Consider the following 15,582-nt stretch of genomic DNA (forward strand, 5'->3'; position numbering starts at 1 on the left):
CACAATGAGGGCGAGGAAGACGAAGGCGCCATGCGCCTTTACGATTCCCTTTACGAAACCGCTCTCAAGCAGCAGATCCCGCGGCCGATCATCAATGAGCTGGTGCGGGTTTTCGCCAATGACGCCGATCTGCAGCGCGGCGTCTCGGGCGGCGATACGTTCGACATCTTCTACGACGAAGCGGAGGACGGCGCGAGCGCGGGTCGCGACGCGCTGCTCTATGCGTCGCTGACCACTCGTAACGAAACCTATCGCTACTATCGCTTCTTCACGCCCGACGACGGTCTGCTCGACTACTATGACGAGAACGGCCGCTCGAGCCGCAAATTCCTGGTGCGCAAACCGATCGCCATCGGCGAGACGCGCTCAGGCTTCGGCATGCGCCGCCATCCGATCCTCGGCTATTACAAGATGCACACGGGCGTCGATTGGGCGGCGCCGATCGGCACGCCGATTCTCGCCGCCGGCAATGGCACGATCATCAAGGCGCAGTGGGATTCGGGCTATGGTCGGCGCGTCGAGATCCAGCACGCCAACGGCTACATCACCACCTACAATCACATGTCAGGCTTTGCGCGCAGCGTGAAGGAAGGCATGCGGGTCAAGCAGGGCCAGGTGATCGGCTTCCTCGGCTCGACCGGATTGTCGACGGGACCGCACCTTCACTATGAGGTGATGGTCAATGGCCATTTCGTCGATCCGATGCGCGTCAAGCTGGCGCGCACGCGCGAGATCGAGGGCCGGCTTCTCGCAGATTTCAGGAAAGAGCGCGATCGCATTGATTCGCTGATGGCGAAGGCGCCGAACAACAGCGCCAAAGTGGCGACTCGTCAGGCCCGGTAAGCGACGTTCACTGGAGTCGCCTCCGGGCTGGCGGCCCGGCGACAGTCTCTTAGGCCGCCTGGAGCCATTCATAGGCGGGAGCGAACTGGGCGGCGCGGACGCCGCGGACAATATTCTCCATCGTCGCCATCGTCTGGCGATTGAGCGAGTCGCGGGGGAATTCGATGCGAAATTCGCGCTCGATCGCGAGCAGCAGGCGGATCGCCGTATAGGGCGTCATTCCCAGTTCGTAGAGATTGGCGCGCGGCGTCAGATGGCGCGCCGGAACGCAGATCTGGCCTTCCTGGTCGATCAGGCTTTGGATGGTCTCGAACATTTCGCTCTCCCTTGCCGCTTTGGAACTCGATGATCCAAGGCTATCGGGAGCCCGAGAAAATGTTCGTGCGCCGACACACACGGAGAACCGCAGGGGAATCGGGTGAAGAATTGTTTTCCTCACCCTCATCCTGAGGAGCCGCCGCAGACGGCGTCTCGAAGGACGAGGGCGAGGAGAAATACGTGAAAACGGGCTTCCTCGTCCTTCGAGACGCGTGCTGCGCACGCTCCTCAGGATGAGGAAGCCCTTCACCCGATCGCCCTGCGGAAAATCGGCGTCGGCATTGTGATCGGCATTAAACGATGCTCTTTCTGTGCTTCTCAGTTGGGAGCACACATGCGCACAAAGATCGCGCTCGACGATGAGCTCGTGGCCAAGGCCCAGGATTTCACCGGACTTACGGACAAATCCGCGCTGGTTCGCGAAGCGCTCAAGGCGCTCCTTGAGCGAGAGAGCGCCCGACGACTAGCGCGACTCGGCGGCTCGGAATCACATCTTCGAATGACTCCGAGACGGCGAACGCCCGCAAAGTAGAATCTACGCTCTACAACCCTATCCGCCGACGCACATCGGCCGGCGTCCAACCATCTGCGCGCAAGGCGCGCAGCGCCGTCGAGGCGACGCTTTTCGCAAGCTTCTCGCCCTTCTCGTCCAGAACCAGGCCGTGGTGCCGATAATTTGGCGCCGGCAGGTCGAGAAGGCGCTGCAGCAGTCGATGCAGGCTCGTCGCCGCAAAAAGATCCTTCCCGCGCACGACGTCAGTCACGCCCTGCAGCGCGTCGTCGACGACGACGGCGATATGATAGCTCGCTGGCGTATCCTTGCGCGCGAGGACGACGTCGCCCCACTCCGCCGGATCGGCAGGAACAAGCCTCCCTTCTCCGTCATCGCGAGGCGAAGCGGCCGGATCGCTTCGCTCCGCCCCCGGGAGCGCCCCGAATTCCCGCCACATCAGCCCCTGCCCCGCGAGCGTCGACGCCATGCGCATGTCGAGCCGCAGCGCGACGCCGCCCTTTGCGAGAACCTCGCAAGCCTTACGGCGCGGTTTAACGCAACATGTCCCCGGATAGAGCGGCGAGCCATCCGGGTCGCGCGGCCAGCCCGGCTTGCCAGCTGCAATCCGCTCGATGTCCGAACGCTTGCAGTCGCAGGCGTAAAGGAGCCCCGTCGTGTCCAGGCGCTCGAGCGCGCGGGCGTAGTCTCCGAAATGCTCGGACTGGCGGCGGACCGGCCGCTCCCAATCGAGCCCCAGCCAGGCGAGATCTTCATAGATCGCCGCCTCGAATTCGGGGCGCGCGCGGCCTGTATCGATGTCCTCGATGCGCAACAGCAAGCGCCCGCCGCATTGGCGCGCGAGATCGAAATTCAGAAGCGCCGAATAGGCGTGGCCAAGATGCAAAAAGCCGTTCGGCGACGGCGCAAAGCGGAAAACGCGTTGTTCCTTGGACGTCATCAGCCTACTGGGCGGGCGGCGTCTGACTCGCCGGCGGATCGACTGCAGGCATTCCGGCGCCAGTGGACGAGCGCCGAGGCTTGCTTCAAAATGATTCGATTAAAGTCTTTAAGCCATTGGATTTAGGCATGCCAGATTTCGAATCTCTTGTTGACGACATCTACGAAGCCGCCGCCGATCCTGATTGCTGGCCGCGCATCATGCATGACATCGGCAAGGTTGCGGAAGCCGCCGGCGGCGTCCTCATCGCCCGTCGGGCCGACGCATGGCTCGGCTGGCGCTGCTCAGGCGCTCTCGAAAAAGGAGCCGAAGCATTTTTTAGCAGCGGCGGTCTTCAGCGAAGCCAGGTTCTCGGCCGGCTTCTCGCCTTCAATCGCGCCGGCTTCGTCTCGGACCAGGAAGGCTTCACCGAAGAGGAATATGCGGAGGAGCCCGTCATCAAGGAGTGGTGCGCGCCCAACGGCATTCATCATTGCACGGCGACCGCGGTGCCGATGCTCAATGGCGATCTCGTGATGTTTCAGGTCAAGCGGCGAAAGGGAGACCCGCCTTTCGGCCCCGCGGAACTGGACCGCCTCGACGCGCTGCGCCCACATCTCGCCCGCGCCGGTCTGCTCGCCGCCCGCTGGCGACTTGAGAGATTACGATCGGCGACCGAGGCGCTCGCGACCCTCGGCATTCCGGCGGCGATACTGGATGTCGACGGGCGCGTGCTTGCGGCCAATGGGCTGATCGAAGATCTCTCCTCGCATCATGTCTGGATGCCGCGCGACCGGATCGCGCTCATTGAGCCCGCCGCTGACAAATTGTTGCGGGGCGCGATCGCCGATCTCGGCAATCCTGCCGCAGCCTCGGTAAGGTCTTTTCCCTCAAAGGGAACTGGCGAACGACCGGTGGTGATGCATCTGATCCCCGTCACCGGCAATGCGCGCGATCTTTTTGGCGGCGGATTGGGCGTGCTGACGATCACGCATCTTACGCGGCCAGCGGCGTTGGACGCCGCGCTGGTGCAAAGCCTCTTCGATCTGACGCCGACCGAGGCGCGCGTCGCGGGGAGTCTCGCCGAGGGACTGAGCCTCGATCAGATCGCGCAACGTCACAAGGTGAAGTTGAGCACCATTCGCAGCCAGGTGAAATCGGTGTTCGCGAAAACCGGCGCGAACAGGCAATCCCAGATTGTCGCGCTGTTGGCGGCGCAGCCAAAGCTTTGGCGTCCGCCGCTCGAACTTGAACAGTCTCAGTTGTAAGTAAAGTTCAGCGCCGCGCCTCGACGATCGCAAGCGCGGCCGCGAAAGCCTCCTCGATGTCGAGATCGCTTGTGTCGAGCGTCACCGCATCGGCGGCGGCCTTCAGCGGCGCGGCGCTGCGGGCGCTGTCGCGGGCGTCGCGCTTCTTCACATCTTCGAGAATGGCGGCGTAGTCGGCGTCTTCGCCCGCGCGCGCAAGCTCCAGAGCGCGGCGGGTGGCGCGCGTCTCCGGCGCTGCGGTGACGAAAATCTTCACCTTCGCGTCGGGGCAGATCACCGTGCCGATGTCGCGACCGTCGAGGACGGCGCCCTCCGGCCGCGCCGCGAAGCCGCGCTGCATGTCGACGAGCGCCGCGCGCACCGCCGGCATGGCGGCGACGACGGACGCCGCCTCGCCCATGTCGCGGGCGCGCAACCGCTGTTCGTCGAAGTCGGTGAGCGATAGGCTGCGCGCGGCGGCGACCGCGGCTTCGACGTCGTCAAGCGGCAGCCCCTCCTCCAGCAGCGCGCAGGCCGTTGCGCGGTAAAGCAAGCCGGTGTCGAGATGCGGCAGGCCGTAATGCGCCGCAAGACGTCGCGCCAGCGTGCCCTTCCCCGACGCCGCGGGGCCGTCGATCCCGATGACGAAGCTCACGAGAAGCGCGCTCCGAGTCGCTCCATGAGCGGTCGAAACGCCGGAAAGCTCGTCGCGATCATCGTCTCGTCGTCGACTGTGACTTTCTTCTCTGCGGCGAGCCCCATGACCAGAAAGCTCATGGCGATGCGATGATCGAGATGCGTCTCGACCATGCCGCCGCCGGCGACCCTGCCGCCGCGCACGATAAGATCGTCGCCGACGATCTCGCAGTCGACGCCATTGGCTTTAAGCCCGGCGGCGACCGCCTCCAGCCGATCCGATTCCTTGACCCGCAATTCGGAGAGCCCGCGCATGCGCGTTTCGCCGTTCGCGAAAGACGCCGCGACGGCGAGGATCGGATATTCGTCGATCATTGAGGGCGCCCGCGCCGCCGGCACGTCGACGCCGGCAAGATGCGAGAAGCGCGCGCGAACGTCGGCGACCTCTTCGCCGCCCTCCTCGCGCCTGTTCTCCAACGCGACATCGGCGCCCATTTCCTGCAGCGTCGTCAGCAGACCGCTGCGCAGCGGATTGGTCATGACGCCTTCGATGACAATATCGGAGCCCGTGACGATCAATGCGGCGACGAGCGGAAAGGCGGCCGATGACGGATCGGCGGGAACCCGCACGTCGCGTGCGATCATTTCCGGGCGCCCTTCGAGCGTAATCTTGCGGCCATGCGGGCCGTGAGGCGCGCTCACGACCTTGGCCCCGAAATGCGCGAGCATTTTTTCGGTGTGATCGCGCGACGCCTCGGCCTCGATCACCGTCGTCTGGCCGGGCGAATTCAGTCCGCAGAGCAGCACCGCGGATTTGATCTGCGCCGAGGCGACGGGCGTCTTGTATTCGACCGGCAAGGGCTCGCTAGATCCCTGCAGCACCAGCGGCAGGCGGCCGCCCTCGGCCTGCTCCAGAACCTGGGCGCCCTGCAGCGCCAGAGGATCGAGAATACGCTTCATCGGCCGCTTGCGTAAGGAAGCGTCGCCGTCGAAGCGCGCGAGGATCGGGTGGCCGGCGACGACGCCCATCATCAGCCGCGAGCCGGTGCCGGCGTTGCCAAAATCGAGGGTCTCGGTGGGCTGCAGGAGCGAGCCGAGCCCGGCGCCCCAGACGCTCCAGCGGCCGTCGTCATGGCGCAGGATCTTCGCGCCAAGCTGGCGGCAGGCCTGCGCCGTCCGCAACACGTCCTCCCCTTCGAGAAGCCCTTCGATCTTCGTTTCGCCGATCGCGAGCAGGCCGAAGATCAGCGCGCGATGCGAGACGGATTTATCGCCCGGCGGGCGCACGCGGCCCGCAAGCGGCCCGGATTTATGGGCGCTGAGGGGGGCGGCGGGAGCGTGAGCATGGGCGGCGTGCGGCATAGTCGCTTTCGGTGGAGCGCGATTCAATCGCCCTCCGCTTCGCACTTTTGGCGACGATGCTCAACAGCGCCGACCGGCGTCGGCCGGCGGAATGAGGCGCAGCGACTCGCGCTGCGCCCGCCGTCACCGCAGTATGGCGGCTAATCGCCGTCCGGCGCTCCTGCCCCCGCCGCGCCTTCAAGCACTATTCGGCCGGTGGGATCCTGCGGCTCGGCATGAGGCAGCCCATACCCCCAATACGTCATGCCCTCGACGTAGTATGGCGGAGGTGGACCGCAGGGCGACCTGACGTAACCTTCAAAACATCTGGGGCTCTTCGCGAGAGCCGAACTTGAACCAAACAGCACAACCAAAACTGCGGCCAAGATTGCTTTTGACATCTTACTCTCCCAGCAGCGCCGCGACGAAGTGAGCGCATGCGGGGAGTTATATTTCTGTCACTAAGTTGTGGTAGGGGCCGCGCCGCAATTTAAATGACGCCCTGAGCTCTACATTTCGTCAGAAGCGACGTTGACCCAGTGCGCCCCGACGACTGACAGTCATCGGCTTCACAGCGCAGTGCTGAGCGTTGAGCTAGGCCCGCGAGGATTTCTCGGGGCGATCGCCGGCAATGTCCGGCGGCGCCGCTTCTTCGCGACTGTCTTTACCCTCGCCGACGATTGGCACGAACCGCGGCTCACAGGGCTCATCTCTGCCGACCCTCAGAGGCGGCGATCGAGAGAGAAAGTCTAGTAACGTCACATAGGCGAGATCGAGCATGAAATGTCTCCACACAGATGTAAATGGTCCGCGTGGCGAGAAGGAGAAGCGTCAGAGAGACTGCAACATCGAATTATCGTTGCCGTTCGCGCTTGGGCGACAGCGATGAAGCGCGCGCACTAAACGCGCGCATCCTGAACCTGCGCGTTGGCGGCGGTGGTCATCATAAAACCGCCGCCGCTTAATGGCGAACCGCCGCTATTACCATCCGTAGCCGTCGGGATACCCGTAAGCTGGGTAGCCATAGGCTGGATAACCATAATAATACGGTTGTTGTGCGTAAGCGCCTGCCGCTGCGGCGGCCCCGAGGACGCCCACGGCGGCTGCAGCCGCTGCAGCTGCGCCCGGATTATACCCAGGCCGATAATAGCCGCCCCGGTAGCGCCGATAGTAGATTTGATCCGTTAAAGAGGGTGGCGCCATGCCCTCGGAACGCACGACGTTCATCGGGCCTGCCCAAGCATTGGCTGACAAGGTCGTCGCGATCAAGCCGCTGCACAGGGCGCTCGTGACGATCGATTTCAATGTAATTCGCATGTCTGCCTCCGCTCGTCTGAAAACCAATTGCGACGCCCACGCGAGAAGCTGGATCGTCGCCTTATATTTGGTGTTCAAAACGTTTTTGTCGAGGCCAAGGTAATGCGCGCCAGGTTAGAAGCGCTGATCGGCTCGATCGAGCGACGAAGATTTCTGTAGAGCGCTGAAAAGAAGGGCGAGACGGCCAGCGTCTCGCCCTAGACATACGCCGCGAAATTCGGTCCGATCAATGAGACCAAGCCGCAGCCCACTACAACTGTTGTGATTGCCGCAATGTTCAGATCAATGGTTCTTCCTAGCCTTCGGCGCAGCAGTGCTCCACCTGTGGAAAATACCTAGTTGATAGAGGGTTAGACGACACGGAAAACGCGCGCCGTCTTTCCAAGTCCTCATCCGCTCACCGCCGCTCCAGAGTCGAACTCGGCGCCAAGCCGACCGCTCAGCCTCGGCGCTCTGCCCTCCGCCTTCGCGGGCAGCAGGCTATCGGCTATAAGGCTGGATCGGACCGACACCGAATTCGAGAGGCGCACCGTGAGGATCTCGTTGAAAAGCACTTGTCTCGCGGTCTCCGCTGTACGCCGCCGCCGAAATCAAGGTCGAAGCGTGTGCGCCACGTTCAACAAAGGAGCCCTTGCCATTGCTGTTTTGGCCGTCGCGCTCTCCAGCGCCGCCGAGGCGAAGCAGAAGCATGCGGCTCCTCCGCCAATCACAGCGGGCGCAGACACGGCGCCGCCTGTGGATCAATGCGGCCACCCGATCGTCACGGACAACGTCGGAAAACCTTACATCGACCCTGTCTGCATCGCCCTCTCCGATCACCTGCAACCCCCGCTCTATATTCCCCGGCCTGAATGCAACAGGGGCGTGGAGCCTTATGATTCGAGTTGCTTCTTTGAGCGACTCTATACGGTGATGACGGCCTCGCCGGGTCCCCGGCCTCTCAATACGCCGCCTGTCCCACATTCCTTCAAATAACTTGAGCGATTCACGCCGGGCGACGCTCTCATCTCATGACCGCACGGCCTCTGCGTAAGGCGCAGCCGCGCAACAGAATCGACGCCATTTCGCCGCGATTCAAGCGCATGCAGGAATCTCCGCCCTATTCCGAAGGTGGGATTCCACGCATGAACGACCTCATCATTCCGCCGGAGCCGCCACAGCCGAAAAGACACGGCCCGCCAGCAAAACTGCCGGTGGAGATCGTCATCGACCGCCGCGGCGCCCGACCGGTCCGCTATGGTCTGATCGCCGCGTTGATCGGTCTTGCCGGACTTGCGGCCACGCATTTTTATACGCCAGACCGTTCCAAGGACGCGGCAGTTCAAAAGGCTGAGGCGCCGGCGCCCCAGCAAGTCACGATCCCGGTGTTGGACGAAGCGTCGAAGCGTCGGATCGCCGCTCTTCAAGATGAAGTTCAGGAGCTGCGCGCAAAACTCGACGCCGTGGCGAAACAACAACAGGCCGACCGGGATCGCGCGCAGGCCGCCAGCCCTCCTCCGCCCGCTGTCGAAAACCAAGCTGCCGCCGTCGCGGCGAAAGCTGCGCCCGCGACGCGCTTGCCCGAAAAGAATCAGGCCAAAGTCGCGCGCGCCGCTGGGAACGAAAACGCCAAAGTCGACATGACGCCCGTTCAGACGATTGCGCCAGCTTCGAAAGTGGTTGGCGGCTACAGGGTGCGCGACGTTTATCACGGCGCCGCGCTTATTGAATCGGACAGGGGCATGATCGGCGTCGAGCCCGGCGAAGTCGTGCCGGGCGTTGGTCGGGTGATCGCCATTCAGGAACGCGGCGGTCGTTGGGTGGTCGTCACGGAGAGCGGAGAAATTCTCGGGAATGCGCGCGGACAATCGCGCGCCGCGGCTCCGCGTCAGCGCCAATTCGCGCGAGAACTCGACGGCTTTGAGCCCGGCCCCTTCGAACCGCCGATGTATCCTCGCTACTGATCATCGGCGCGAGCGCGCAGCCCGGAGAAAGTCATCGCGCTCGCGTGCGCCTTCGACGCGATCGCAGTCAGTTGCGACGCGCCGGCAAGAGGCGAAGCGTTTCGAACGGTCCCCAGGCGAATTTGCCATTGTCGACGGCGAAATCGCCGTCAATGACATATTCGACGACGAGTTCGGAAATCCTCCGCCACTCTTCTGGCGCAGGCGCCTCCCAGATCGCTTCAGGCGTTCGCTCGTTATTCGATAGAGCGAAAATCGCTTGAGTGATTGCAGGATGGGTTTGCCGGTTGACGCTCCATCCGACCGGCGGCGGGATGCAAGAGCATATTCGATTGTTCATCGTCGCCTCCTCGGGCTCGTTTCGCCCGGCGCGAGGCGCGCCGTGTTGAATGTTAACACATAACGCGCAGGCTGGAGCGATCTTCGCCAATAATTTCGCTGGCTCGGTCACAGCGGCGCCTTGTCTGATCGGCGCGCATGCCAATTTTTTTGAGGCCGGGTGATCGCGCCTATTCCTTCGTGCCGGCGCTGCTTTCGCTTCGCTTGCCACGGGAGTCGAGGCGGCGCGAGCACGCAAGCGAGAGAATGAAGAGCCGAGGCGCGTCTCCTCAAACTCGTCTTGCCGAATTGTCCTAAACCTGATGCTCTGCTGCGGGCGCCAACTGGCTCAGGCGTCACGTCCCGCTGCTTGCCGGCGCCCTCTCGTCGCGGCGCTCCGCTATTATCGCGGCGATAACCCGAGGCGCCAGCGATGCGCCGGGACGATGGAGGCGACGATGCGGATATTTCGGCTAGCGGTTCTTCTGCCCTTTACGCCCGTGTTTGTGGCCCCCGCTTGGGCGCAGGCCACGGCCGCGGACATTGTCGCGGCGCATATCCGAAGTCAGGGATACACCTGCGACTCGCCCCAAGCCGCAAAGCGCGACCCGCGTGCTTCCAGACCGGACGAGCAGGTGTGGCTGCTGACCTGCGCGAACGCCCGCTATCGGGTGCGATTGGTCCCGGATATGGCTGCGGCAGTCGAGCAAATTCATTGAGGTGACGCAGATTGCCCCTCGACGCAGGCCGCGCGTTGGCGAAGAAAAGCCCCTTGGATTTGTGATTGCCGGGCTCAGCGTTCGGCGCGACGCCCTAGCAGGCGTTCTCTTGCCATTGCGCCGAGGCTTTGGCATATGTCCTTTGCGCTCCGCGGCATTATTGCGGGCGCATGGAGACGTGGCCGAGAGGCTGAAGGCGACGGTTTGCTAAATCGTTATAGGGGAAACCCTATCGTGGGTTCGAATCCCACCGTCTCCGCCAGTTAGATATCGTTCTGCCGCGCCTGCACATCGACGGGGCGCGCCCGCGTCGTTCCGCGGACGAACGAGCGCTTCCCTCTCCGCCGCGACATCGACGTGACGCTCACGCGATCGCGAGATAGGCGCTGAACGCGGCGATGGTGAGCAGCAGCACGGCGAGGAAATACAGGCTGACGCTCGTCGCGCGCGCCGTATAGGGCTCGTCGCGCGCGAGCAATCGTGCGGTATGGATAAAACGAATCGTCGAAATCACGATCAGCATCACGCCTGCGCCAATGAGCGCCTCGCCGCCGTAGCGGCCCGCCGGATGATCCAAACGATGAATGTGCAGTCGTATGGCGTCGACGCTCACCGCGCCGGCGATGCTCAATAGGAAGAGATTGAATCGCTCGATGACGAAGCCGAGAGCGATGACGGCAATGCCTGTTCGAACCCAGGCGAGGAAGGTCCGCTCATTGGCCGCGATGTTGGTGTAATCGCGAATCATGCCCCTCTCCTCCGCACGAGCGCTAACCGGGCGCGTCATTGCCGCAGCGCCGGCGAATGCCTATAACATTGCCAAACGCGGCGCGAGCGCCGCCCCATTCCTCTTTATGCGAGACGACATGCCCTGGAGCGATCAAGGCGGGCCGCGTAATCAAAATAACAATCCGTGGGGTCAGCCCGGAGGTCCCTGGGGACAAGGCTCCGGCGGTCAGCCGCCGGACCTCGAAGAGATGCTGCGCCGTAGCCAGGAAGGCTTGAAAAAGATTCTGCCGAGCGGATTCGGCGGACGCGGGCTCGCGATACTTGTGCTGGTCGCCGTGCTCGCATGGCTACTCTCCGGGCTTTACACCGTCGGACCCAACGAGATCGGCCTCAACCTGATCTTCGGCAAATATATGGGAAAGACTCAGGCGGGCCTGAACTACAATCTTCCGGGTCCGATAGGGTCGGTTGTCAAGCTAGCGGTTACCGACCGTAACATCACCGACGTCGGTTTCCGAGAAGAGCCGAGCGTCGTCTCAGAAGGGCGCCGCCGTGGGTCGGTCTCCGCGCCTCGAGGGCCGGAAGCGCCGGAAGAAAGCCTGATGCTGACCGGCGACGAGAACATCGCCGACGTCAAGTTTCGCGTCATCTGGCAAATTGATCCCGCGAAGCCGGAAGATTACGCCTTCAACGTCGCCAATCAGCCAGGAACGGTGAAGGCCGTGGCCGAAAGCGCCATGCGCGAGATCGTCGGCCAGACGCAAATTCAAAAGATTCTGACCGCCGATCGCAAGTTGATCGAGCCCGCCAGTCAGGCGTTGATGCAGAAGGTGCTCGAGGACTATCACGCCGGGGTGCTGGTGCTGCAGGTGCTCTTGCTTTCGGTCGATCCGCCGCAGCAGGTGATCGCGGCTTTTCGCGACGTGACCGCCGCCCAGCAGGATTTGCAGCGTCTCGGCAACGAGGCCGAAGCTTACGCCAATCGAGTTGTTCCGGAAGCGCGCGGCGGGGCCGCACGCATTCTGCAGGAGGCCGAAGCCTACCGCGAACAGATCGTCGCAGAGGCGCGCGGCCAGGCGTCGCGTTTCGAGCAGATTTACGCTCAATATAAAAACGCGCCCACGATCACCCGCCAGCGTCTCTATCTTGAAACGATGGAGCGCGTGCTGGGCGGCTCAGAGAAAATCATTCTCGACGATCCGTCGAAAGCCGGCGGCGGCGTGACGCCCTTCGTGCCCCTGCCCGCCTTTACGCCCTTCCAAGGAGGCCGCAAATGAGGTCCGGCCTTCTCTTCGCGCTCGCCGTCGCGCTTCTTATCGGCGTCATCGCCATTGGCGGAGCCCTCTTCACCGTATCGCAAACCGAACAAGCGGTGGTGCTGCGGTTTGGCGAGCCCGTCCCCGGCCGAGGACTCATCACCGAGCCCGGCCTCCACTTCAAATTTCCGCTTGTCGAAAATGTCGTCACCTTCGACAACCGCATTCTCGACGTCGAGAGCCCGAATCTGGAAGTTCTCGCCGCCGACAATCAACGACTCGAGGTCGACAGCTTCATCCGCTATCGCATCGTCGACGCGTTGCGGTTCTATCAGACCGTTAACAGCGTCATGGGCGCGAATAATCAGCTTGGTTCGGTGTTGAACTCCGCCGTCCGACGCGTGCTGAGCGAAGCCAACCAGCAGCAGATCGTGCGCGACGAGCGCGCCGGGTTGATGGTGAAGATCAAGGAGCAGGCGGATCGCGAGGCGCGAAAGTTCGGGGTGCAGGTCGTTGACGCGCGCATTCGCCGCGTCGATCTCCCGCAGCAGATCTCCGAAAAGGTTTTCGGGCGCATGCAGACCGAGCGCCAGCGCGAGGCGGCCGAATATCGCGCCCAGGGTTCGGAGCAGGCGCAAAAAATCACCGCCAGGGCCGACCGCGACGTCGTTGTGCTAAAAGCCGAAGCGCAACAAAAGGCCGACCAGATGAAGGGCGAAGGCGACGCCGAGCGCAACCGCATCTTCGCCGAAGCTTTTGGCCGGGATCCCGACTTCTTTGCTTTCTATCGGTCGATGCAAGCCTATGAGAGCGCTTTCAAGCCGGGGGAGACGCGATTCTTGATCAGTCCGCGATCGGAATTCTTCCGTTTTTTCTCAGCTCCGGAGGCGAGCGCCGCGCTGAGCGCGGACCAATCGGAACCGGAGCGAAACCAAAAAAAGTGACCCGCAAGCGCGTGCGTTGAGCCGCGCCCGGGCATATCTTGTCCCTCGACAGGAGACATAACGCATGACGTCCGCACTTCGTCGCGCCGCGAGAGCGATCCTCGCGACCGCGCCCGTACTCTACCTCGTCGTCGCTCCGGCGCAGGCGAAAGGTCCCGATTCGCTATCCGAACTCTCCACCCAGGTCTCGGACGCCGTGGTCAATATTTCGGCCACCACGGTGGACGCGAAACGCAGCTCCCGGAACGAAGGCCCCAACCTGCCGCCCGGAGTCGGACCTGGCGCGCCGTTCGACGATCTTTTCGAGGAATTCTTCCGGCGGCGTGGCCAGGGAATGCCGGAAATGCCGCGTCAGCGCAGATCGAGTTCGCTCGGCTCCGGTTTCGTGATCGATCCCTCCGGCATCGTGATCACTAACAACCATGTCATCGCCGACGCCAATGAGGTGACGGTGATCCTCAACGACGGTCAGAAGCTCAAGGCGGAAGTCCTGGGCAAGGACCAGAAAGTGGACGTGGCGGTTCTGAAGGTGAAGCCGGAAAAGCCGTTGAAAGCCGTTAAATTCGGCGATAGCGACAAGGCGAAAGTGGGCGACTGGGTGCTCGCCGTCGGCAACCCGTTCGGACTCGGCGGATCGGTGACGGCGGGCATCGTTTCGGCGCGCAACCGCAACATCGATAGCGGTCCATACGACAACTACATTCAGACCGACGCCTCCATCAACAAGGGGAATTCCGGCGGACCGCTGTTCAACATGGACGGCGAAGTCATCGGCATCAACACCGCGATCCTGTCGCCATCTGGCGGTTCGGTCGGCATCGGTTTCGCGACGCCGGCGAATACCGTGGAGCCCGTCATTGAGCAATTGCAAGCATTCGGCGAGACGCGCCGCGGCTGGCTCGGGGTCCGGATTCAAAATATCGACGACGCCATCGCGGAAACGCTCAACCTCGGCGCGACGCGCGGCGCGCTCGTCGCCGGCGTCGACGACAAAGGCCCGTCCAAGCCGGCGGGGCTGAAGGTCGGCGACGTGATCGTCAAATTCGACGGCAAGCCCATCAAGGAGTCGCGCGATTTGCCCAAGCTCGTCGCCGCGACCCCGGTCGGCAAGGATGTCGAACTCGTCGTCGTGCGCAGCGGCAAGGAGCAGACCAAGACCGTCAAGCTCGGTCGCCTTGAGGACGGGGAGAAGGTCGCGTCAAAGGACGGCGACGAAAAGGAGAAGTCTGAAAGCGGCGGCGACGGGTCCTCGCAGAGCGTGCTGGGGCTGGAACTGTCGCGTCTCTCGGATGCGTTGAGGTCGCGCTATCAGATCAAGGACACCGTTAAGGTCGGCGTTGTCATCACCGCCGTCGATCCCCGGTCTGAGGCGGCCGAGAAACGCCTGCAGGCGGGCGAGGTGCTGCTTGAGGTCAATCAGGAAGCGGTGAGCGACCCGGCGGACGTGCTCAAGAAAATCAAGACCCTCAAAGGCGCGGGCAAGAAGACGGCGCTGCTGATCGTCGCGAACGGCCAAGGCGACGCGCATTTCGTCGCATTGCCGGTGGAGTGACCTAGCCCTCTTCCGCCTGCGGCGGGAGAGGGATTCACCCCCGGGGGAGGCAGAAGGAGGAGGCTGTCAGTCGACAAACTCCTCGCGCCTATACCCCTGCGCGAAGAGCGCCGCGGTCAGATCGGCATGGTCGATACGCGCATCCGCCGCCTGCGCCACTTTCGGCTTGGCGTGAAAGGCGACGCCGAGACCCGCCTCGCGCAGCATGGCAAGATCATTGGCGCCGTCGCCGATCGCCAGCGTCGCTTCCCGCGACAGTCCTTGCGCCTCGCGCAATCCGATAAGGGACGCGCGCTTGGCTTCGCTTCCCAGGATCGGCGCAACGACCGCGCCCGTCAGCGCGCCATCAGCAATTTCGAGGCGATTGGCGCGCGTCTCATGAAAGCCGATGCGCTCGGCGACGGGCTCTGTGAATTGCGTGAAGCCGCCCGACACGAGCGCCGTATGGGCGCCATGCGCCCGCATGGTGCGCACAAGCCGCCGCGCGCCGGGCGTCAGAGTGATGCGCGTCAGCAGCGTCTCGAGCTGCGTGAGGGTCACGCCCGCAAGCAGCGCGACCCGCTCCCTTAAGGCGCCCTCGAACGCGACCTCGCCGCGCATCGCGCGCTCGGTGATCGCCGCGACATGTTCGCGCAAGCCGACGAGGTCAGCGAGCTCGTCGATGCACTCCTGCCCGATCATGGTCGAATCCATGTCGGCGACCAGCAGTTTCTTGCGCCGGCCCATCGTCGGCTGAACGATGACGTCGATCGGATCGTCCGCGACCGCCACCTGCAGCCGCGCGCGCAAATCGGCAAGGTCATGCCCCGCCCCCGACAGGAACGCGTCAACGGCATGATCGGGCGCGAGCCAATCACGCTCTGCGTCGATCAATCCAGAGTCGTATAGCGCGCCCGACACCGCGCGTTCGTTCAGCGCCGCGCCCCGTCCGGCGACGAAGGTCGCGACGTACTCGATGGGCTTTGACATCTCCACCGTTTCAGCGGCAA

The 15,582-nt window shown here is 63.4% G+C and carries 16 protein-coding genes and 1 tRNA gene (1 of these 17 cut by a window edge); 8 read left to right on the top strand and 9 right to left on the bottom strand.

Annotated elements, in window-relative coordinates; all coding sequences use genetic code 11:
* Positions 1–843, top strand: partial view of a M23 family metallopeptidase gene (locus EHO51_RS07695; protein WP_124738389.1) — the 3' end only. It extends 1,173 nt beyond the left edge of the window; 843 of the gene's 2,016 nt are visible here — the last part of the coding sequence; its start codon lies off the left edge, out of view; it ends in the stop codon at positions 841–843.
* A gap of 49 nt (positions 844–892) precedes the next feature.
* Here the strand turns inward: EHO51_RS07695 and EHO51_RS07700 are convergent, their stop codons facing one another.
* Positions 893–1,159: a phosphopantetheine-binding protein gene (locus EHO51_RS07700; RefSeq protein WP_124738390.1), complete on the bottom strand. Its 267-nt coding sequence runs from the start codon at positions 1,157–1,159 to the stop codon at positions 893–895.
* A 336-nt stretch (positions 1,160–1,495) separates the two neighbouring features.
* Between EHO51_RS07700 and EHO51_RS07705 the strand changes: the two genes are divergently transcribed.
* Positions 1,496–1,693 (top strand): type II toxin-antitoxin system VapB family antitoxin, encoded by a 198-nt coding sequence (locus tag EHO51_RS07705; protein WP_124738391.1) that lies wholly within the window; start codon positions 1,496–1,498, stop codon positions 1,691–1,693.
* Positions 1,694–1,703: 10 nt separating this feature from the next.
* On the opposite strand, the gene gluQRS is transcribed toward EHO51_RS07705, so the two are convergent.
* Positions 1,704–2,612: a tRNA glutamyl-Q(34) synthetase GluQRS gene (gene gluQRS, locus EHO51_RS07710; protein ID WP_124738392.1), complete on the bottom strand. Its 909-nt coding sequence runs from the start codon at positions 2,610–2,612 to the stop codon at positions 1,704–1,706.
* Positions 2,613–2,740: 128 nt separating this feature from the next.
* Between gluQRS and EHO51_RS07715 the strand changes: the two genes are divergently transcribed.
* The gene (locus EHO51_RS07715) at positions 2,741–3,859 is read left to right on the top strand and encodes a helix-turn-helix transcriptional regulator (RefSeq protein WP_124738393.1); all 1,119 of its coding nucleotides are present in this window, start codon (positions 2,741–2,743) and stop codon (positions 3,857–3,859) included.
* 7 nt (positions 3,860–3,866) lie between these two features.
* Here EHO51_RS07715 and cmk read toward each other — a convergent pair whose 3' ends face one another.
* From cmk to EHO51_RS07735, 4 genes are all read right to left on the bottom strand, one after another.
* Positions 3,867–4,493, bottom strand: a complete 627-nt coding sequence (cmk, locus tag EHO51_RS07720; RefSeq protein WP_124738394.1) for a (d)CMP kinase — start codon at positions 4,491–4,493, stop codon at positions 3,867–3,869.
* Complete coding sequence (aroA, locus tag EHO51_RS07725) at positions 4,490–5,836, bottom strand: 3-phosphoshikimate 1-carboxyvinyltransferase (protein ID WP_124738395.1); 1,347 nt, start codon at positions 5,834–5,836, stop codon at positions 4,490–4,492. The genes cmk and aroA overlap by 4 nt, the downstream gene beginning before the upstream one ends.
* A gap of 573 nt (positions 5,837–6,409) precedes the next feature.
* Positions 6,410–6,595 (bottom strand): hypothetical protein, encoded by a 186-nt coding sequence (locus EHO51_RS07730; RefSeq protein WP_124738396.1) that lies wholly within the window; start codon positions 6,593–6,595, stop codon positions 6,410–6,412.
* Between the two features lie 201 nt (positions 6,596–6,796).
* On the bottom strand, positions 6,797–7,132 hold the full coding sequence (locus EHO51_RS07735; RefSeq protein ID WP_124738397.1) for a hypothetical protein: 336 nt from the start codon (positions 7,130–7,132) through the stop codon (positions 6,797–6,799).
* 1,010 nt (positions 7,133–8,142) lie between these two features.
* Between EHO51_RS07735 and EHO51_RS07745 the strand changes: the two genes are divergently transcribed.
* Positions 8,143–9,075 carry a hypothetical protein gene (locus tag EHO51_RS07745; RefSeq protein ID WP_245434800.1) on the top strand — a complete coding sequence of 311 codons (933 nt, stop codon included), beginning with the start codon at positions 8,143–8,145 and terminating at the stop codon, positions 9,073–9,075.
* Between the two features lie 67 nt (positions 9,076–9,142).
* Here EHO51_RS07745 and EHO51_RS07750 read toward each other — a convergent pair whose 3' ends face one another.
* The gene (locus tag EHO51_RS07750; protein ID WP_124738398.1) at positions 9,143–9,415 is read right to left on the bottom strand and encodes a hypothetical protein; all 273 of its coding nucleotides are present in this window, start codon (positions 9,413–9,415) and stop codon (positions 9,143–9,145) included.
* 869 nt (positions 9,416–10,284) lie between these two features.
* Between EHO51_RS07750 and EHO51_RS07760 the strand changes: the two genes are divergently transcribed.
* A tRNA-Ser gene (locus tag EHO51_RS07760) sits at positions 10,285–10,374 on the top strand.
* Between the two features lie 102 nt (positions 10,375–10,476).
* Here the strand turns inward: EHO51_RS07760 and EHO51_RS07765 are convergent.
* Entirely contained in the window at positions 10,477–10,860 is a 384-nt protein-coding gene (locus EHO51_RS07765) for a YidH family protein (protein ID WP_124738400.1), read from the bottom strand.
* Between the two features lie 118 nt (positions 10,861–10,978).
* Here EHO51_RS07765 and hflK point away from each other — a divergent pair, with 118 nt between their 5' ends.
* The 3 genes from hflK to EHO51_RS07780 all read left to right on the top strand — a co-directional run bounded on the left by hflK (position 10,979) and on the right by EHO51_RS07780 (position 14,593).
* A complete protein-coding gene (hflK, locus tag EHO51_RS07770) occupies positions 10,979–12,118 on the top strand; it encodes an FtsH protease activity modulator HflK (protein ID WP_245434801.1) in 1,140 nt (379 codons plus the stop codon).
* Positions 12,115–13,041 (top strand): protease modulator HflC, encoded by a 927-nt coding sequence (gene hflC, locus EHO51_RS07775; RefSeq protein ID WP_124738401.1) that lies wholly within the window; start codon positions 12,115–12,117, stop codon positions 13,039–13,041. The genes hflK and hflC overlap by 4 nt, the downstream gene beginning before the upstream one ends.
* A 64-nt stretch (positions 13,042–13,105) precedes the next feature.
* Positions 13,106–14,593, top strand: a complete 1,488-nt coding sequence (locus EHO51_RS07780; RefSeq protein ID WP_124738402.1) for a Do family serine endopeptidase — start codon at positions 13,106–13,108, stop codon at positions 14,591–14,593.
* 66 nt (positions 14,594–14,659) lie between these two features.
* On the opposite strand, the gene serB is transcribed toward EHO51_RS07780, so the two are convergent.
* Positions 14,660–15,562 carry a phosphoserine phosphatase SerB gene (serB, locus tag EHO51_RS07785; RefSeq protein ID WP_124738403.1) on the bottom strand — a complete coding sequence of 301 codons (903 nt, stop codon included), beginning with the start codon at positions 15,560–15,562 and terminating at the stop codon, positions 14,660–14,662.
* Between the last annotated feature and the right edge of the window lie 20 nt (positions 15,563–15,582).

The organism is Methylocystis rosea, assembly GCF_003855495.1.
Lineage (GTDB): Bacteria > Pseudomonadota > Alphaproteobacteria > Rhizobiales > Beijerinckiaceae > Methylocystis > Methylocystis rosea_A.